Raw genomic sequence first — 17500 nt, forward strand, 5'->3', positions numbered from 1 at the left:
GCAAGCAGCGGGCCGGTTCCTGAGGCGCTCACCGCGCCTCTGCCCGGCGGGCGGAAAGTGCGGCGACCGCCTGAACTTCGGTCAGCAGCCGCACCGGATCGACCGGCTTTACCATGACGCGGTTGGCGCCGTTGAGCAAGACCTGGCGGCGTGAATCGTCGCTCTTGTCGGCAGTCAGGACGATCACCGGCACCGAGGCGAGATCGAGCCGCCGCTCGTGGCCGCGCAGGCGTCCCAGCATGTCGATGCCGTTCCCACCCGGCATCGAGAGATCGCTGATGATGATATCGGGCCGGGCATTCGCCTCGCAGAGCGCGCAGTCGAGCAGCGACTCGAAATCTTCGACATGGCGCACCTTATGCCCGCCCTTTTCCAGGACGACGCGCACCAGCATGGCATTGATCGGATCGTCCTCGCCGAGAAGGATGCTGAGCCCGCTGGCGGGAACCACCGTCTCCGCCACCGAAAGGCCGAAGCCCGGCTGGTTGTCGTTCAGCGCGTCGCGCTTCTCCATGCCGCGCATGCGCCCGCGCAGCACGTCGATCAGCGACTGTTCGCGCAGCGGCCGGATCAACCAGGCATCGAAAAGGTCGAGCGGATGGGCGCTGCGTTCTTCCGGGTTGACGAGCAGGACCTTGCGCAGGCCAAGGGCGGCGATTTCGGCACGATCGGCAAGATGGTCGGAAAATTCCGCCGACATGCGATGGTCGATGATGATATCGGTCGGCCGCCGTCCGCCCTTTGCCAATCCGAGCAGCGTTGTGCGCGCCGTCTCGCCGTCGCCGACGAGATGACAGAGGCCACCGAGCGCGGTGATCGTCTCGGCGATGGCGGTACGCGCGGCACCTGCCGGCGCCAGCAGCACGACGCTGTTGCCGGCAAGCAGCGTGTTTCGCCGGTCAGGGCGCTCGCTGCCGATATCGACTGGGAAGCGGATGGCGAATTCGCTGCCTCTGCCCTTTTCGCTGGCAACCGTCAGAGTGCCGTTGAATTCGCGCATGATGCGGGCGGAGATGGCAAGGCCGAGCCCGGTGCCGTTGCTCTTGTCGGCAACGGTCCCGCCCTGCTCGAACTCGCCGAAGACGCGCGCCTGCTCCTCCGCCGTCATGCCGGGACCGCTATCGGTCACGGTGATCAGCAAGTCGCCGGCGTCGAGCGACACGCGGATGAAGACGCCGCCGACCTGGGTGAACTTCACGGCATTGCCGATGACGTTGAACAGAACCTGGCGCAGCCGCGCCGGGTCGAAGCTCATATTCTCAGGGACATCGGATGACACGGTGGCGCCGATCTCGATACCCTTTTCATGCGCCCGGTGGGCGAGCATCTCGACGACGCTTTCCAGAAGCTTGCGCAGCGATTCCGAGCGCGGATGCAGCGCGAAGCGGCCGACCTCGATGGTAGAGAAATCGAGAAGATCCTCGACGAGCTGCGTCAATGCATGGCCGGACTGGCGGATGCTCGCGAGATAGTTCTGCTGCTCCTGCGTCAGTCGCGTCTCCGCAATCAGATGCGTCATGCCGAGAATGCCGGAAAGCGGGGTGCGCACCTCGTGGCTGACGGTGGCAAGCAGCCTCGATTTGGCGGCGCTGTTATATTCAGCCTTCTGGCGGGCCTCCTCGCGGCCCTGCGCGATGAGCCGCTCGTCGGTCACGTCGCGGGCAACGCTCTGCAGCAGCAGGCGGCCGTTCGCCGGGTCGCGGGTAACGACGTCGCGCCAGAGGAAGATGCGCTGGCCTTCCGGCGTCGAGATCTCGACATCGTAGCAGTGCGATATCGGACCAGGGCGGAAGGCAAGGCCGATCTCCTCGCAGGTTCGTCCTTCTGGACGCAGGCGCCCGGTCAGGCGGCGAAAAGTGTCGTTGGCGGAGATGATGCGCCGGTCCATGGTGCGGCCGACCGTGATGTCGCCGAGCACGTCGTGCACGTCGGCAAACAGCTTTGCGCCGGCGTTCCAATCCGGCATGGATTGGCCTGGACGCTGCCCGGCCTTGCGCGACCGAACCATCAGAAGGGCATAACTGGCGATGACGGCAAGGCCAAGAACGACGAGACCGCCCGAAAGCAGCAGCGGATCGCCGGCATGGGCAAGCAGCATCAGGATCGTTGCGGCAAGAAGGCCGGCGCCGCCCAGCCAGTAGAACAGCAGGCGCCTTGTCGCTGCGGGCCCGCTCTGGCGATCATCGGCTCCCCGGGGTGCCGCTGCGTTCGGTCGTGAGGAAAGGGCCTCCATCCGCTTCTCATGCGGCTTAGCGGCGGGTCCACCGAAGGCGGCGGACAATCTTTCCTGCAACTGTCCCAGGTTCTGCATGCTACCTGGCTAACATGAGGCCCGTTCCGAATGCCTTCAGGATTTCGATAAGATTTTAACGGCCGGCCTTTTTAGGCAGCAGCAGCTCGTCGAGAATGACGCAACCGGCGCCGATGGTGATGAAACTGTCGGCGAGATTGAAGACCGCGAAGGACCAGCTCTCGGTGTAGAAGAGAATGTAATCGATCACATGTCCATAGGCGAAGCGGTCGACGAGATTACCGATCGCCCCGGCGATGATCAGCGCATAACCGAGATGAGCGAGCCAGCGATCCTTCGCCGTGCGGTACCATAGCCAGATGACGAAGGCGACGATGACGAGCCGCATGCCGACGATGAACCAGCCGTCCATGCCGGACAGCATCGAAAAGGCGACGCCGAGATTGTAGGTGCGGTAGAGCGCCAGCATTGGAATGACCGGCACGACCTCCTGTAGCGGCAGGTAGTGATCGACGGCGATCTTGACGACCTGGTCGATGAGAACGGCGACGACGATGAAGAAGAGGATCGGTGCCGGGCGCGAAAACAGCGCGGGGCGTGCAAGCGTCTGTTCGGTCATTTGCCCTCGGCAAGTGAGAGGAGATGGCGGCGCGCCTCGAAAAGCATGACGGCGGTGGCGACAGCGAGGTTCAAGGAATCGGCGCGGCCCTGCTGCGGAATGCGGGCAAGCGCGTCGGCCTCCTTGGCCAGTTGCTCCGGCAAGCCGGATTGTTCGTTGCCCATCAGGAGCACGACAGGCTTTTTCCGGTAGTCGATCGTCCGGTAATCGACCGCGCCGGCAAGATGCGTCGCGACGACGGAAACGCCGGCCGATTTCCGCCAGGCGATGAATTCTTGAGGGGTTGCCCGCGCGACCGGAACGGCAAAGACCGAACCCATGGTGGCGCGCACGGTTTCGAGCGAGAAGGGGTCGGTCGTTTCTCCGACCAGAATGATGCCGGAAGCGCCGGCCGCATCGGCCGTGCGGATGATGGTGCCGAGATTGCCGGGGTCGCGCACCCGGTCGAGCGCCACCCATGTCTCGCCATCCCTCGGCCGGATATCCCGCAGCGGCTTCCAGCGCTGCTCGAAGATGCCGACGACCATCTGCGGATTGTCGCGGCGGGTGATCGAGGCGATCACCTTTTCGCTGACTTCGAGCACCAGCCCGCCCGAAGCGACGGTCCTTGCCGCCATCTGCTCGACCAGCGGCTTGCCTTTGGCGGCCTTGGCATAGACCAGCGTGCGGATCGTCCAGCCGAGTTCGATCGCATCGATGACGAGCTTCAGTCCTTCGGCCAGGAAAGCACCGCTTTCCTCGCGCGACTTCTTGTTCGTCAGCGCCTTGATGTCCTTGATGATCGGATTGGCGAGCGAGGTGACTTCCTTCACCTGCCCGACCCTGCGCGGTCCCTGGTCGTGGAAGTCTTTGCTCATTTCGGCACCCAGCGGGAAAAGAGGGAGGTGGAAAGCGCGCGGCCCTGCGTCTTGCCGTCGGTGCCGGCTTCGCGAATCACCAGCTCGCCGGATTCGACCACGCCGCCGGCGCCGCGCATCGTCTCGCGCATCAGCTCGTGGATCGAATAGAAGCTGGCGCGGATCGAATAGGCCGTCAGCACCAGGCCCACGGCCTTCGGCGACAGAATCTCGCGGCAGACATCGAGCATCAAGGGCAGATGCTCGAAGAGATGCCAGACTTCGCCATTGGGGCCACGGCCGAATTTCGGCGGATCGGTGAGGATGATGTCGTACTGGCTGCCGCGCCGTTCCTCGCGCAGGATGAATTTCATCGCATCCTCGCAGATCCAGCGGATCGGCAGCTTCTCCATGCGCCCGAGCGCCTGGTTTTCCCGCGCCCAGCCGATCGCCTTCTTCGAGGCGTCGACATGGGTGACCTCGGCGCCGGCTGCGGCGGCAACCAGCGAGGCGACGCCGGTATAACCGAAGAGATTCAGCACCTTCAGCGGCCGACCGGCCTTTTCGACCTGCTCTTTCATCCAGCTCCAATGGACGATCTGCTCGGGGAAGACGCCGACATGACGGAAGGAGGTGAAGCGGCCGAGGAAATCGACACCGAGCAGATTGAGCGGCCAGGTCTCGCCGAGCGCATCTTTCGGGAAGCGCCAGCGGCCGGAGCCTTCCTCGTCGGTATCGCCGGTGAAGACGGCATCGACCTTTTCCCAGACATGAGCGGGCAGCGAAGGCCGCCACAGCGCCTGGGCCTCGGGACGGATGATGCGGTAGGGGCCGTATTGCTCCAGCTTTTCGCCGTTGCCGCTGTCGATCAGGTGGAAGTCGCCGGCTCCGAGCGATTCGAGGATGACGGGCACGCGCTCGACCGGACGTTCGCCGCTGCGTGTCATCAGAGGGCGCTCGACGGCGCCAGGCACAGCAGCCTCGCGCACTGTCTCGCGGGCCGCCGCAGGCCGCGCGACCGGCTTCGGCGGCCGGCCTGTCCGATCGTTCCTGCGGCTTTCACCGGAAGAACCTGATGTTTTCTTCTGGCCCGGCCGGCCTTCTCTCTGTTTCAACGTGCTCTTCCGCATCTCTGTCGGGGTGTCTTATCGGCTTTGTGTCCGCTGCGGCGCCGTGCGTCTTTTCAGACGTGCAAAGGACGCTGCAGAACTTTGAATATGCAGTAGCCCAGAAAAGCGTGGCGGATCAACTGCGCAGCCGCCCGAGCCCGGGCAAGAGGAGCGGGTTCTCCCGGCGCAACGCCTATTTCAAGCCCTCGGAGGCCTGTGTGCGAAGCCAGCTTTCCGCCGTAAAGAGGGCTGCGACATGCATCGACTGCATGATGACGGCGCCGGACTGCAGGTCGGCAAGGATGGCAGCAAGATCGGTAAACAGCAGCTCGACCTTCTCGCCCGGGTCGAAACGCGGTTCGCCGGCCTTGCTCAGGCCGAGCGCCAGCCAGCTGGTTACCGCGTTGCTGTGGCTGGCGGCATTCGGATAGGAGGTGAGCAGTTTGACGAAGGTCGAGGCTTCATAGCCGGTTTCCTCCCGGAGTTCGCGCTGGGCTGCCGCCAACGCCGTATCGCCGGTGTTGCTGTCGCTGCGTTCGACGCCGCTGGCGACGAGACCGAGCACAATCTCGCCGCGGCCGTGCCGGTATTCTCGCGTCAGCACCACGCGCCCGTCGGGCATCACAGGGATAACGTTGATCCAGTCGGGATAATCGAGCACATGAAAGGGCGCGATGACGGTTCCATCGGCGGTGACACAATCGTCGCTCCGGACCCGGATCCAGCGGTCCTCATAGGTGATCCGGCTTGCCGTCACGCTCCAGGGCTTCAGTTCGTCGGTCATCGGCCCATCCCTTGTGTGTCAGATGTGTGTCATCGGAACCCGGCAGATAACATTCCGTCCCGCCTTGGCAAAGCGCTTTCCCGCTGGGATAAGATGAGCGAATCGAAGATGGGGCCATCGAATGGATTTCACCGGCGAAGAACGCATCGCCGCGCCGCGGGACGTCGTCTGGGCAGCACTCAACGATCCCGACATCATGCGTGGCTGCATTCCAGGCTGCCAAGGTATCGAGCGGCTTTCACCGAGCGCCTTCGAGGCGACGATCAAAGTCAGGTTCAGCCTGCTGTCCGCCACCTTCCATGGGCTGCTGACGCTTTCCAATGTCGACGCGCCGAAGAGCTATACGCTGTCGGCCGAAGGCAAGGGCGGTCTTGCCGGCTTCGCCAGGGGCAGCGCCGATATCGTGCTTGAGGAAAGGGGTGCCGAGACTATCCTGCACTACCGCTCGAAGGCCGAACTCGGCGGCAGGCTTGCCCAGCTCGGCGCCCGTCTGCTCGATTCGGCTTCGCAAAAGCTCGCCGAAGGGTTCTTTTCGGAATTCAATGCCGCGGTCGTCGCGAAGATGGCGGCCGGTTAGGCTTGGCGCGGGTTGGAGCTTCGTTTAAATCGGCATGATGACGTGGACCATCAGGCCGCCGCGGGCGGAAGACCAGGAAATGCTCGCGGAGATTTATCTTTCCGTGCGCCGCGAAACATTCGTCTGGGTCGATCCCGGCAAGTTCCATCGCGAGGATTTCGCCGCCCATACCAATGGCGAGACGGTCTTCGTTTGCGAGCATGCGGATGGCAGCGTAGCCGGCTTCCTGTCGCTCTGGCCGGAGGACGATTTCATCCACATGCTCTACTTAAGACCGGAATTCCAGGGTCGGGGCGCCGGCACGGCGCTGTTGCACGCGCTGCCGGAATGGCCGCAACACCGGTACCGGCTGAAATGCCTGGTGAAGAACCGGCGGGCAAAGGCGTTCTACCTTTCCCATGGTTTCCATGTGACCGGCAACGGCGCGTCGCCGGAGGGCGACTATGAGGAATTGAGCTTTTTTCCGGTTTGACGGCACCGAAAGCCGGCCGCCGAAAACCGAGTCAATCGAATATTGACCAGTTTTACCGCGCCGGCAGCTGCCCGGCGATTTCCTCGGCGCGGTTCTTATGGCGGTCGGCCTCGCTTTGCCAGCGGATGGCTTCCTTGGCCTCGGTGCGGGCGCGCTTGCGGTGTTTGCCCTGGCTGAACCAGGTGGCGGCCGCGCCGATCAGCATGCCTGTAATCAGCGCGATGAACAGGAAGACGAAGAAGGGCGCGGAAACCGCAAGCACCTGATCATCAGGCCGGAACGGATTGAAGGCGAGCGTGACGCTCTGCCGGTTGGCGACGCAGAAGACGACGAGGATGACGCCGAGCGGCAGCAAAATCAACAGGTTGACGATCTTCTTGGCCATTTAAAGTCTCCACGCGGCAGATTGCGCCGGTCTTTTGAAGGGCGCGTTTCATGCTTACGGCGCCACGCGTCTTTGTAAGACGCGCAAAGCACGATGCGTTACCAGAATAGGAAAACGGCCCTCGAGTTCAAGTGCGGTTTCGCCGCAGGCGGCGCGCGCCGCTCAATCTTCTTCGTCGGCCTGGCCGGGATTGAGCCGCTCGCGCAGCTCCTTGCCGGTCTTGAAGAAGGGCACCCACTTCTCCTCGACGAAGACGGTGTCGCCGGTCCGCGGGTTGCGGCCGGAGCGCGAAGGGCGGTTCTTGACCGAAAAGGCGCCAAAGCCGCGCAATTCGACTCGGTTACCCGCAGCCAGTGCATCCGTGATCTCGTCGAGAACCGCGTTGACGATATTCTCGACGTCGCGATGATAGAGATGCGGGTTGCGTGCGGCAACAATCTGCACCAATTCGGACTTGATCACATTCGCCCCCTTAAATTATTGATTTCTTATCAATCGTGGCCAACCTGCCAAACTGAAAGCAGCCCGTCAAGAAGCAACTTTGGGGGCAGGATTCCATTGATATCCTGGGTTTTCATGAGATCATCATAACCGAAGATCGTAATCAACCGCGAAACAGCCCCAGCGAGCAGAAAGGGCGTATTGCTCTTCTTGTCCCAGTCGACCATCGGCAGATCGCCGTCGACGCCGCGTGATTTGAGATAGGCACGGATCTCAGCCTCGCCGCCGATTGCATCGACGAGTTTCACCTTCAGCGCCTGGCGGCCGGTATAGATCGTGCCGTCGGCCAGTTTCAGCACCTCGTCGCGCGGCAGCTTGCGCCGGTCGGCGACCAAGTCGACGAACCAGTTATAGCTGTCGACCACCATGTTGCGGATCATCGCTTTGGCTTCCTCGCTCGCCTCGTGGAAGGGCGAGGGCTCGGCCTTCAGCGGCGAAGACTTGATTTCCTGCAGCGAGACGCCGATCTTGTCGAGCAGCGGCTGGATCTGCGGATACTGGAAGATGACGCCGATCGAGCCGGTAATCGAGCTGTCGCCGGCAATGATGGTATCGCCGGCGGTGGCGATCATGTAGCCGGCAGAGGCGGCAAGTGTGCGGACGTCGGAGACGACAGGCTTCTTGGCTGATATCGCGCGGATCGCCTTGAAGATTTTTTCGCCGCCATAGGTCGTGCCGCCGGGCGAGGAGATCGAAATCACTGCTGCCTTCACCTGGTCGCTGGTCTCGACCTTCTTCAGCCGCTCCAGAAGCTCGTCGTCGTCGACGATCAGCCCCGATATCGTCACATGGGCGATGTGCGGGCGCTCCGTCCCGGTATCGCCGAGGGCGAAGCGGTAGAAGGCGAAACCAAGTGCCACGATGAGGGCCACCGCGATGAGGCGCCAGAAGCCGAGCTTGCGGCGCAGCCGACGGCGATCCGCGATGATCGAACTGTCCATAAAAACCTCCAGCGCTGGCACCGGCTTCGGCATGGCGCCGATCGACCCGGTGAAATAGGGTGGCAGCGGCCCGTACGAATGCCACTTTTCAATGTTTTTCCGTTTTGTTGCTTGTTGCAGAAAAAATTCCATATTGGCAAGCCAATGTAATAATGCGAAACGAACTGTGATTGGCGGCCGGCTTTGTTATGAAGGCGCGGCGATCACCGCACATGGACGAGGCCTATGCTCGATACCCTGAAGAACAACGGACATGCCGCCTATTCAGGGTCGGGCAAGAATGCCTATGGCGATGCGTTGTTCCATTCCGCCCGCGTGCGGCGGCTGAAAATATTGCTGCCGGTGGCGGCCCTGGTCATCGCAGCGAGCCTCACCGCGGTGGCGTTGGTCCGCATCTATCTGCCCGAGAACATCAAGTTGGAAGGCGCCAAGATCGAGAACGGCAAGGTCGTGATGGAAAAGCCGGCGATCGCTGGCCGCAATTCCGACGGCATCAACTATTCGATGCTGGCCGAAAGGGCGCTGCAGGACATCCGCAATCCCAATCTCATCACGCTCGAAACCATCAAGGCCGCCGTGCCGATGAATGACGGCCTGATCGCCCGCGTCGTCGCCTCGACCGCAGACTACAACCGCACTACCGACAATCTGCATATGACGGCCCCCTTCACTTTGGTGCTGAGCAGCGGCCTCAATGCGAATTTCCAGTCCGCCCAGCTCGACATCAAGGGCGGAAACATGCGGAGCGACGATCCCGTCACCATCACCAAGGACAATGCCTCCATTGTTGCGCAGTCGATGGAGATAACCGATAAGGGGCGGGTGATCACATTCGAGGGGAATGTTCGCATGAATGTCGATCCATCCACCATCCATAAACAGGGCACTTAACCAGCCGGGTCATCCATGACAAAAGATTGTCGCATTTCCACTTGCAAGACAGGCATGGCATTCGTTGCCGGCGCATTTGCCCTCATTCTGACGGCCTCGGGCGCGGGTGCGCAGTCGACCACGATGTCGGGCATGAAGCTTTCCAACGACCAGCCGATCCAGATCGAAAGCGACAAGCTTGAGATCCATGACCAGGAACACACCGCGCTTTTCACCGGCAAGGTCAAGGTCGTTCAAGGCACGACGACGATGCAGTCCGGCAAGATGACCGTCTATTACAAGGACAAGGCGGCAAAGCCGGCTGCCGACGGGGCGCAACCCGCTGCCCAGCCGGAGCAATCGGCCTCGCTTGCATCGGGAAGTGCAGATATCGACAAGATCCTGGTGACGGACAAGGTCCTCTTGACCTCGGGCACGCAGACGGCGACCGCCGATGACGGCAATTTCGACATGGCCTCGCAGACATTCATCCTCACGGCAGATGAGGGGAACAAGGTTATCCTGTCGGACGGGCCGAACGTCTTTACCGGCTGCAAACTGACGGTTCACATGCAGACTGGCCAGGCGGAGCTTGAAAGCTGCGGCGGGCGTGTCCAAATTCAGCTCGATCCGAAATCGAAGCCGAATACACCGCAGCAGAAGCAGAACTGAGAAGCCGGCCTCCCACGTGAAATTATCATCGCTATCCACCATGTTCGGCAAGCCCGGGCCACAAGCTGCGGGTGCCGCCGACAAGAGCCGTTATCAGGGAACGTTGATCGCACGCGGTCTGACGAAGACCTATGCGACGCGGCGCGTCGTCAACGGCGTCTCGCTGGTGGTGCGCCGCGGCGAGGCTGTCGGCCTGCTCGGCCCGAACGGCGCCGGCAAGACCACCTGTTTTTATATGATCACCGGCCTTGTGCCGGTGGACGAAGGCACGATCGAGATCGACGGCAACGACGTCACCACCATGCCCATGTACCGCCGCTCACGTCTCGGCGTCGGTTACCTGCCGCAGGAAGCCTCGATCTTCCGTGGGCTGACGGTGGAAGAGAATATCCGCGCCGTCCTCGAAGTGCATGTGAAGGACAAGGCTGAGCGCGAGCAGAAGCTGAACGAGCTGCTGGAGGAGTTCCATATCCAGAAGCTGCGCAAGAGTGCCGCCGTCGCCCTTTCCGGCGGTGAGCGCCGCCGCCTCGAAATCGCGCGTGCGCTTGCGACCGACCCGACCTTCATGCTGCTCGACGAACCTTTCGCCGGCGTCGACCCGATCTCGGTCGCCGACATCCAGAATCTCGTTCACCACCTGACGGCGCGCGGCATCGGCGTTCTCATCACCGACCACAATGTACGCGAGACGCTGGGTCTGATCGACCGCGCCTACATCATCCATGCCGGTGAGGTGCTGACCCATGGCCGGGCGAACGACATCGTCAACAATCCGGAAGTGCGCCGGCTCTACCTCGGCGACAATTTCAGCCTCTGATACCGGGCGGCCCGCAGAAATTCACCTTGTCGGCATAGTTCCGCTTGACCAAATACAATAAAAAAGCAATTTTTGGGCCAACTTGGATTTCCGTGGCCTGAAGCCTTGATCGGACGCGGTTTCCCGGAGGAATCGAGGGGAGTTTCGCGTCCGTCATGGCACTGTCCGCCAATCTTTTCCTGCGCCAGACCCAGTCCCTGGTGATGACACCGCAACTGATGCAATCCATCCAGTTGCTGCAGATGACTCATTTCGAACTCAACCAGTTCATCGCCATGGAAGTGGAGAAGAACCCGCTGCTCGAATTTCCGTCGAATGACGGCGAGGCGGTCGGAGAACGTGGCGAAAGCGAAGATGAGCAGTATGCTCATCAGCCGGAGGATGCCGGGTCGGACGATGGCTATGACAACCGCGCCGAGGCGCTCTCCAGCGACTGGTATGACAATGGCGGCAGTGCCAGCACGAGCCGGCTGAACGACGAACTCGACGCCAATTATACCAATGTCTTTCCTGATGACGGCGCCCCGCAGCGCCTCGATGCGCCCGAGCTCGTCAGCCAGTGGAAATCGATGCCGGGCAGCGGCGAGGGCGCCGACTATGATCTCGACGATTTCGTCGCCGGCCAGGTATCGCTGCGCGATCATCTCGCCCAGCAGATCCCCTTCGTCCTGCCTGACATGGCCGACCGGCTGATCGCGCAGAATTTCGTCGACCAGCTCGACGACTGCGGTTATCTGCAGGCCGATATCGTCGAGGCGGGCGAGAGGCTGGGCACGAGCCTCGCACAGGCCGAGCGCGTGCTCGCCACCCTCCAGAGCCTCGATCCGCCGGGTGTTTTCGCCCGCAGCCTTGCCGAATGCCTGGCGATCCAGCTCCGGCAGAAGGACCGATACGACCCCGCCATGCAGGTTCTGGTCGAAAACCTCGAACTGCTCGCCCGGCGCGATTTCGCCACGTTGAAGCGGCTCTGCGGCGTCGACGAGGAAGATCTTCTCGACATGCTCGGCGAGATCCGCCAGCTCAATCCGAAGCCCGGCAGCGGTTTCGAGGCAGGTGTTTCCGAAGCGATCATGCCGGATGTGGTCGTCAGAGCCTCCTCGGACGGCGGCTGGCTGGTCGAGCTCAATCCGGATACACTGCCGCGCGTGCTGGTCAACCAGTCCTATTTTTCCCGGGTGACAAAGAACGGCGAGGATCACGCCTTCCTCTCTGATTGCCTGCAGACCGCCAACTGGCTGACGCGCAGCCTTGATCAGCGGGCAAAAACCATCATGAAGGTGGCAAGCGAAATCGTCCGCCAGCAGGACGCCTTCCTGCTGCACGGCGTCGACTATCTGCGCCCGCTGAACCTGAAGACGGTCGCCGAGGCGATCAAGATGCATGAATCCACAGTCAGCCGCGTCACCTCGAACAAATATATGCTGACGCCGCGCGGCCTCTTTGAACTCAAATATTTCTTCACCGTCTCGATCAGCGCCGTCGCTGGTGGCGACAGCCATTCGGCTGAGGCCGTGCGTCACAAGATCCGTGCGCTGATCCTGCAGGAAAGCCCGGAAGCGGTGCTTTCCGATGACGATATTGTCGACATGCTGAAGAAGGGCGGCGTCGATCTCGCCCGCCGCACGGTTGCGAAATACCGGGAGGCGATGAACATCGCGTCTTCGGTCCAGCGCCGCCGCGAGAAGCGGGCGCTCGCCAAGGTCGCCGGCTTCTGACGCTGTCATGCTTCGACCTGGATCGAAGCATTCTGCCCGCAAATCCCGTTATTCCTCTCCAGCGCCCTGCGTCTTTTCAGACGCGCAACGGCGCTGCAACCCTTTGAATTTTCTTGAACGAAGATCGAAATGCCGACGATGACGCCGCGAAATCCGAACCTCGCCAGGGAGCTTTTCCTGCTGCTGGTGCTGGCGACCCTTTGGGGTTCCTCCTATAGCTTCATCAAGATCGGCGTCGAGACGATCCCACCTATAACGTTGATCGCCGCCCGCACGCTGATTGCCGGGGGCATTCTGCTGGCCGTGCTGCGCCACCGGCGTGTCCGCCTGCCGCGCGATCGTGCGACCTGGCGGCGGTTTTTCGTTCAGGCCTGGCTGAACAGCGTCGTTCCCTTCACGCTGATCGCCTGGGCGGAACAGTCCGTCGATGCCGGATTGGCGGTGATCCTGAATTCGGCAACGCCGATCTTCACCTTCCTGCTGACGGTGCTGATGACCCGCCATGAGCAGGTGACGCTGCGACGGCTTTTCGGCGTTATGGCCGGGCTTGCCGGCATCTGCCTCGTCATCGGCGTCGAAGCGCTCGGCGGTCTCGGCGAAAGCCTGATGGCGCAACTCGCCATCATCCTGGCGACCATCTGCTATGCAGGTGCCGCGATTTTCAGCAAGAACTTCAAGGGGCTCGATCCCGCAGTGCCGGCGGCCGGCTCGCTGATCTCAGGCGCGGTCATTCTCTTGCCCATGAGCCTCGTCGTCGATCGACCCTGGGAGCTCGATCCCTCGGCAGCATCGATGCTGGCGCTGCTTGCCCTCTCCGCTTTTTCGACGGCGCTCGCCTTTGCGATCTATTTCCGTCTCATCCAGACGCTGGGCTCGGTCGGAACCACCTCGCAAGCCTATCTCAGAGTGCCGATCGGTGTTGCGATCGGCATCGTCTTCCTCGGCGAAAGGCTGAGCTCGACGGCCTGGATCGGACTCGTCTGCGTCATAGCAGGCGTCGCTGCCATGACGATCCCCGCAAAGGTGAATACAACTCAAGCGCGAAGCGCGTAAGGTGATTAGGGTGGTGATTGGCGGCATGCGTTGCCCAGCAAGGTACCCGACACACGTTGTCCGAGTGCCGCTGATGGTGATTCGCCGCCCTATTGACTTTTCGGTAACCTGTGGCTAGAAGCGCGCCGCAATCGGTGCCGTGAACGGCATCTGGAGTTATCCCCATCATCCCCAGGGCACCAAGGACCCGCAGGCCTAAGCCGATCTTGCTTGAGATTGCGCGAAGTGCTTGGATGAACCTGATGCTTGGCGTAAACTGATACCCGCAAACGACCATAAGAAGGGAAACTCCATGAGTGTGCGTGTATCCGGGAAACATATGGAAATTGGTGAATCCTTCCGTCAAAAGATCGAGGACCAAATTGGTATGGCCATCACGAAATACTTCGACGGGGGATATTCCGGCCAGGTGACCGTGGAAAAGGCGAGTTCTCGTTACTCGGCGGATTGCAAGCTGCATCTGGACAGCGGGGTGGTGTTGCATGCGGCCGGCGAGGCGACCGACCCGCAGTTGGCTTTCGACGCCGCCTCCCAGCGGATCGAAAAACGGCTGCGGCGTTACAAGCGCAAGCTGAAGGACCATCACGCCGGAAACCATCTGAATGGTTTTGCAGAGGTCTCCTACACGGTTATGGATTCCGTTCCTGATCACGATGATGAAATCGCCGACGATTTCGCTCCCGCGATCGTCGCTGAAAGCACGAAGCAGTTGAAGACCATGTCGGTCGCCACCGCCGTGATGGCGCTCGACATGACCGACGAGCCGCTTCTCCTGTTCCGCAGCCCCGGCAAGGAACATCTGAACATCGTTTACCGTCGGCACGACGGAAATATTGGCTGGATCGATTCAGCCAGTATCAAAGGCTGAGATCAGGGTGGTGAGCGGCGGTATTGCCGCCGCTCCTTGCATTATCTGATCCCGGCGACAGAAGGAAAAAGAAATGGCATTGGCAGATTTGCTCCATCAGGATGCGATCATTCCCGCCCTCAGAGTAAATTCCAAGAAACAGCTGCTTCAGGAGTTGGCCGCAAGAGCCGCCAGGATCACCGGGCTCTCCGAACGGGAGATCTTCGACGTCATCCTGCAGCGCGAGCGCCTTGGCTCGACCGGCGTCGGCAACGGCATCGCCATTCCCCACGGCAAGCTGGTCAACATCCATTCGATCGTCGGCATCTTCGCCCGGCTGGAGCAGCCGGTCGATTTCGAGGCGCTGGACGACCAGCCGGTCGATCTCGTCTTCCTGCTGCTTGCGCCGGAAGGGGCGGGCGCCGATCATCTCAAGGCTCTGTCGCGGATCGCCCGCGTGCTGCGCGATCACGATCTGGTCGCCAAGCTGCGCGCCACCGATTCCTCCCAGGCGATCTATGCCTTCCTCAACGAAGAGCAGACGTCGAACGCTGCCTGACGCACGTCGCGCGATAACGCATCGATTCTCGAATGCAAAAAGGCGCCTGATCTCTCAGGCGCCTTTCGCATTATGATGCGCTGAACGATCAGAACTCTTCCCAGCTGTCCTGCGCCACGGCCGCGGATCCAGGCGACGGGGCAAGGGAGCGACGGACCGCCGGGGCGCTCACGCGAAGCGAAGGGGCCGTAGCTGCCGGCGCGCGCATCTTTTGCGCGACGGAGGCAAGGGCTGCGGCGTTCCTCGAACCCGCGACATTGAAGCGGGTGGCGAGCGCCTTCAGCGTCTGCGCCTCGTCGTTGAGTGCGACGCTCGCCGCGGTCGCTTCCTCCACCATGGCCGCATTCTGCTGCGTCACCTGGTCCATCTGGTTCATGGCCTGGTTGATTTCCTTTAGGCCGACAGCCTGTTCGCTGGCCGATGCCGAGATCTGCCGGATGAGGTCGTTGATGCCCATCACCTGTTCGGCGATCTTGTGCAGCGTGCCGCCGGCGCGCCCGACGAGATCGACGCCTTCCTTGACCTGGACGGCCGAGGTGTTGATCAGCGTCTTGATTTCCTTGGCGGCATTGGCCGAACGCTGTGCGAGTTCGCGCACCTCCTGGGCGACGACGGCAAAACCCTTGCCGGCTTCCCCGGCACGCGCCGCCTCGACACCGGCATTCAGGGCCAGCAGGTTGGTCTGGAAGGCGATCTCGTCGATGACGCCGATGATCCGCGAAACCTCCGTCGAAGATTGTTCGATCCCTTGCATCGAGGCAATCGCCTTCTGCACCACTTCGCCGGACTTTTCGGCATCCTGGCAGGCGAGGTTGACGTTCTCGGCTGCCGTGCGCGCATTCTCGGCGCTGGAATCGACCTGTGCAGTGAGCTCGTTGAGCGCGGCCGCCGTCTCTTCCAGGCTCGCCGCCTGCTGCTCGGTGCGCTTGGCGAGGTCGGAAGCGCTGTTGCTGATTTCACCGGTGCCGGAGCCGATATTGGCGACGCTGAGGTTCATCGTGTTGATGGTCTCTTCCAGGCTCGCGAGCGCTGCGTTGAAATCCTGTTTCAGCTTGCCGTATTCACCGGGGAATTCGTCGGTGATGCGGTGACCGAGATTGCCCTGCGACAGCGCGGAAAGGCCGGCGCCGACGATCGAGACGATATGGCGCTGTAGCGACACCGATTCCTGGCGTTCCGATTCCGAGCGGCTACGCTCGGTCTCGGCCGCCTGCCGTTCTCTGGCGGCTTCGTCTTCGAGGCGGCGGCTGTCGGCGAGCGTGAAGCGGAAGCCTTCGAGCGCCTTGGCGACCGAACCGACTTCGTCGCTGCGATCTTGAGCAGCGACCGGTTCGCCATATTGGCCGTCGCTCAGCGCCTTGACGCTGGCGACGAGCCCGCCGAGCGGCCGCTGCACGAAAGAGCGGACGGCGAAATAGAGCGCCAGCATGACGGCACCAAGCACGATCAGCCCGTTGATGATCATCATGTAGGTCTGGTCTCGCACCGGCGCGTTAATCGCCGTGTGCGGCACGTCGACGAGCACGACCCAGGTGGCGTTGACGCCGGGAACCGCGAATGGATAGACAACGCGATCGAAGGGATCGAGGCCGTCATAGGTGAGGTTCCTGACGAGACCGGGCTGCTTGCTGGACAGCGCCGTCTTGACGATGTCGGCGCCCTCGCCGTCATATTCCTTGGTCATCAGGTCGGGGATCGGCGCGACGATCCAGTTGCCGGCCTGCGACAGCAGCGTGACGCGGCCCGAACCGAAAGGATGCAGCGCCTGCAGCTTGTCGGTCAGCGACTTCAGCGAAATGTCGACGCCGCCGACGCCGATGATCTTACCATCAGACATGACCGGATAGGCAATCGAGGTCAGCAGCGTCGGCACATCTGTTCCCTCGGCCATATAGGGCGTGGTGATCGCGCCCTTGCCGCTGTCGGCGGCAAGCTTCCACCATGCGGCGGTATAATCATTGTCGAAGGTCGAATATTGAATGCCGCCGTCCTTGGTCTTCGACCAGTAGGGCGTGAAGGCGCCGTTCTTGTTGGTGCCTTCGTCATTATTGTTGGCGATCTCGGTGGTCTTGCCGTCAAGCGCGCCGAGCTGCTCGCAGAACCAGCTGCCGAAGGCGAAGGCATTCTGCTCGAGATTGGCCTTCAGCACATTGATCATGCCCTTGCGATCGAGCGACTTGCCTTCATGGCCACGGCCGATGACGCCTGACATGGTGCGCGCGGCACTGGCAAGTTCGCCGACATTGGCAGCGATTTCATTGGCGATCGACTTTGCCTCGAGGTTGGCCTGATCCATCGTCAGCGTCTGGACGCGATCCCGGGTCTGGCCGATGAGGAAAAAGTTCGACACGATGAGAACAAGCGCGATGGCGATGCCGGTGATGACGATGAGTTTCGCGGCAAGCGATTTCATGCGAAAAATGAACATGGGGTCCTCGGGCAAGGATGCGCCGAACGGGCATTCTCCGGCACAGGAGCAAAGGCTCGCCCCA

General features: G+C 61.9%; 18 protein-coding genes. 9 read left to right on the forward strand and 9 right to left on the reverse strand.

The annotated features are described in order from the left end of the window. Positions 1-28: 28 nt before the first annotated feature. The 5 genes from BS629_RS33500 to BS629_RS33520 all read right to left on the reverse strand — a co-directional run bounded on the left by BS629_RS33500 (position 29) and on the right by BS629_RS33520 (position 5599). Positions 29-2311, reverse strand: coding sequence for a hybrid sensor histidine kinase/response regulator (locus tag BS629_RS33500; protein ID WP_018516596.1), 2283 nt, complete (start codon positions 2309-2311; stop codon positions 29-31). A gap of 55 nt (positions 2312-2366) precedes the next feature. Beyond that, positions 2367-2870: a signal peptidase II gene (gene lspA / locus BS629_RS33505; protein WP_018244515.1), complete on the reverse strand. Its 504-nt coding sequence runs from the start codon at positions 2868-2870 to the stop codon at positions 2367-2369. Beyond that, the gene (locus BS629_RS33510; protein WP_018244516.1) at positions 2867-3727 is read right to left on the reverse strand and encodes a TrmH family RNA methyltransferase; all 861 of its coding nucleotides are present in this window, start codon (positions 3725-3727) and stop codon (positions 2867-2869) included. Before BS629_RS33510 ends, lspA begins: the two co-directional genes overlap by 4 nt. After that, positions 3724-4821 carry a class I SAM-dependent methyltransferase gene (locus BS629_RS33515; RefSeq protein ID WP_018244517.1) on the reverse strand — a complete coding sequence of 366 codons (1098 nt, stop codon included), beginning with the start codon at positions 4819-4821 and terminating at the stop codon, positions 3724-3726. Before BS629_RS33515 ends, BS629_RS33510 begins: the two co-directional genes overlap by 4 nt. A 187-nt stretch (positions 4822-5008) precedes the next feature. Next, a complete protein-coding gene (locus BS629_RS33520) occupies positions 5009-5599 on the reverse strand; it encodes an NUDIX hydrolase (RefSeq protein WP_026188589.1) in 591 nt (196 codons plus the stop codon). Positions 5600-5720: 121 nt separating this feature from the next. Between BS629_RS33520 and BS629_RS33525 the strand changes: the two genes are divergently transcribed. After that, complete coding sequence (locus tag BS629_RS33525; protein ID WP_018244518.1) at positions 5721-6176, forward strand: SRPBCC family protein; 456 nt, start codon at positions 5721-5723, stop codon at positions 6174-6176. Between the two features lie 37 nt (positions 6177-6213). Then, on the forward strand, positions 6214-6648 hold the full coding sequence (locus tag BS629_RS33530; RefSeq protein ID WP_026188590.1) for a GNAT family N-acetyltransferase: 435 nt from the start codon (positions 6214-6216) through the stop codon (positions 6646-6648). Between the two features lie 52 nt (positions 6649-6700). Here BS629_RS33530 and BS629_RS33535 read toward each other — a convergent pair whose 3' ends face one another. The 3 genes from BS629_RS33535 to sppA all read right to left on the reverse strand — a co-directional run bounded on the left by BS629_RS33535 (position 6701) and on the right by sppA (position 8475). Further along, positions 6701-7033 (reverse strand): LapA family protein, encoded by a 333-nt coding sequence (locus BS629_RS33535; protein ID WP_018244520.1) that lies wholly within the window; start codon positions 7031-7033, stop codon positions 6701-6703. 162 nt (positions 7034-7195) lie between these two features. Beyond that, positions 7196-7495 (reverse strand): integration host factor subunit beta, encoded by a 300-nt coding sequence (locus tag BS629_RS33540; protein WP_003544934.1) that lies wholly within the window; start codon positions 7493-7495, stop codon positions 7196-7198. A 29-nt stretch (positions 7496-7524) separates the two neighbouring features. Further along, positions 7525-8475, reverse strand: a complete 951-nt coding sequence (sppA, locus tag BS629_RS33545) for a signal peptide peptidase SppA (RefSeq protein ID WP_026188591.1) — start codon at positions 8473-8475, stop codon at positions 7525-7527. Positions 8476-8700: 225 nt separating this feature from the next. On the opposite strand from sppA, the gene lptC reads away from it, so the two are divergent. The 7 genes from lptC (at position 8701) to ptsN (ending at position 15008) form a co-directional block, all read left to right on the forward strand. Further along, positions 8701-9366, forward strand: a complete 666-nt coding sequence (gene lptC / locus BS629_RS33550) for an LPS export ABC transporter periplasmic protein LptC (RefSeq protein ID WP_018244522.1) — start codon at positions 8701-8703, stop codon at positions 9364-9366. A 15-nt stretch (positions 9367-9381) separates the two neighbouring features. Then, a complete protein-coding gene (locus BS629_RS33555; RefSeq protein ID WP_018244523.1) occupies positions 9382-10017 on the forward strand; it encodes an LptA/OstA family protein in 636 nt (211 codons plus the stop codon). A gap of 40 nt (positions 10018-10057) precedes the next feature. Next, positions 10058-10834: an LPS export ABC transporter ATP-binding protein gene (lptB, locus tag BS629_RS33560; RefSeq protein WP_003556077.1), complete on the forward strand. Its 777-nt coding sequence runs from the start codon at positions 10058-10060 to the stop codon at positions 10832-10834. A 155-nt stretch (positions 10835-10989) separates the two neighbouring features. Next, positions 10990-12549 (forward strand): RNA polymerase factor sigma-54, encoded by a 1560-nt coding sequence (rpoN, locus tag BS629_RS33565; RefSeq protein WP_018244525.1) that lies wholly within the window; start codon positions 10990-10992, stop codon positions 12547-12549. 129 nt (positions 12550-12678) lie between these two features. After that, positions 12679-13602: a DMT family transporter gene (locus BS629_RS33570; protein WP_018244526.1), complete on the forward strand. Its 924-nt coding sequence runs from the start codon at positions 12679-12681 to the stop codon at positions 13600-13602. 292 nt (positions 13603-13894) lie between these two features. Beyond that, positions 13895-14470 carry a ribosome hibernation-promoting factor, HPF/YfiA family gene (gene hpf / locus BS629_RS33575; RefSeq protein ID WP_017958734.1) on the forward strand — a complete coding sequence of 192 codons (576 nt, stop codon included), beginning with the start codon at positions 13895-13897 and terminating at the stop codon, positions 14468-14470. A 73-nt stretch (positions 14471-14543) separates the two neighbouring features. After that, complete coding sequence (ptsN, locus tag BS629_RS33580; protein WP_018244527.1) at positions 14544-15008, forward strand: PTS IIA-like nitrogen regulatory protein PtsN; 465 nt, start codon at positions 14544-14546, stop codon at positions 15006-15008. Positions 15009-15096: 88 nt separating this feature from the next. On the opposite strand, the gene BS629_RS33585 is transcribed toward ptsN, so the two are convergent. Further along, positions 15097-17436: a methyl-accepting chemotaxis protein gene (locus tag BS629_RS33585; RefSeq protein WP_018516583.1), complete on the reverse strand. Its 2340-nt coding sequence runs from the start codon at positions 17434-17436 to the stop codon at positions 15097-15099. Positions 17437-17500: the final 64 nt, after the last annotated feature.

Source organism: Rhizobium leguminosarum bv. viciae USDA 2370 (assembly GCF_002008365.1).
In the GTDB taxonomy this organism is placed as follows: Bacteria; Pseudomonadota; Alphaproteobacteria; order Rhizobiales; family Rhizobiaceae; genus Rhizobium; species Rhizobium leguminosarum.

Coding starts and splice junctions, on each gene's coding strand:
- lspA (WP_018244515.1), bottom strand. CDS start 2,870: ATGACCGAACAGACGCTTGCACGCCCCGCGCTGTTTTCGCGCCCGGCA.
- rpoN (WP_018244525.1), top strand. CDS start 10,990: ATGGCACTGTCCGCCAATCTTTTCCTGCGCCAGACCCAGTCCCTGGTG.
- lptC (WP_018244522.1), top strand. CDS start 8,701: ATGCTCGATACCCTGAAGAACAACGGACATGCCGCCTATTCAGGGTCG.
- BS629_RS33555 (WP_018244523.1), top strand. CDS start 9,382: ATGACAAAAGATTGTCGCATTTCCACTTGCAAGACAGGCATGGCATTC.
- hpf (WP_017958734.1), top strand. CDS start 13,895: ATGAGTGTGCGTGTATCCGGGAAACATATGGAAATTGGTGAATCCTTC.
- BS629_RS33535 (WP_018244520.1), bottom strand. CDS start 7,033: ATGGCCAAGAAGATCGTCAACCTGTTGATTTTGCTGCCGCTCGGCGTC.
- BS629_RS33570 (WP_018244526.1), top strand. CDS start 12,679: ATGCCGACGATGACGCCGCGAAATCCGAACCTCGCCAGGGAGCTTTTC.
- BS629_RS33510 (WP_018244516.1), bottom strand. CDS start 3,727: ATGAGCAAAGACTTCCACGACCAGGGACCGCGCAGGGTCGGGCAGGTG.
- BS629_RS33530 (WP_026188590.1), top strand. CDS start 6,214: ATGACGTGGACCATCAGGCCGCCGCGGGCGGAAGACCAGGAAATGCTC.
- BS629_RS33525 (WP_018244518.1), top strand. CDS start 5,721: ATGGATTTCACCGGCGAAGAACGCATCGCCGCGCCGCGGGACGTCGTC.
- ptsN (WP_018244527.1), top strand. CDS start 14,544: ATGGCATTGGCAGATTTGCTCCATCAGGATGCGATCATTCCCGCCCTC.
- BS629_RS33520 (WP_026188589.1), bottom strand. CDS start 5,599: ATGACCGACGAACTGAAGCCCTGGAGCGTGACGGCAAGCCGGATCACC.
- lptB (WP_003556077.1), top strand. CDS start 10,058: ATGTTCGGCAAGCCCGGGCCACAAGCTGCGGGTGCCGCCGACAAGAGC.
- sppA (WP_026188591.1), bottom strand. CDS start 8,475: ATGGACAGTTCGATCATCGCGGATCGCCGTCGGCTGCGCCGCAAGCTC.
- BS629_RS33500 (WP_018516596.1), bottom strand. CDS start 2,311: ATGCAGAACCTGGGACAGTTGCAGGAAAGATTGTCCGCCGCCTTCGGT.
- BS629_RS33585 (WP_018516583.1), bottom strand. CDS start 17,436: ATGTTCATTTTTCGCATGAAATCGCTTGCCGCGAAACTCATCGTCATC.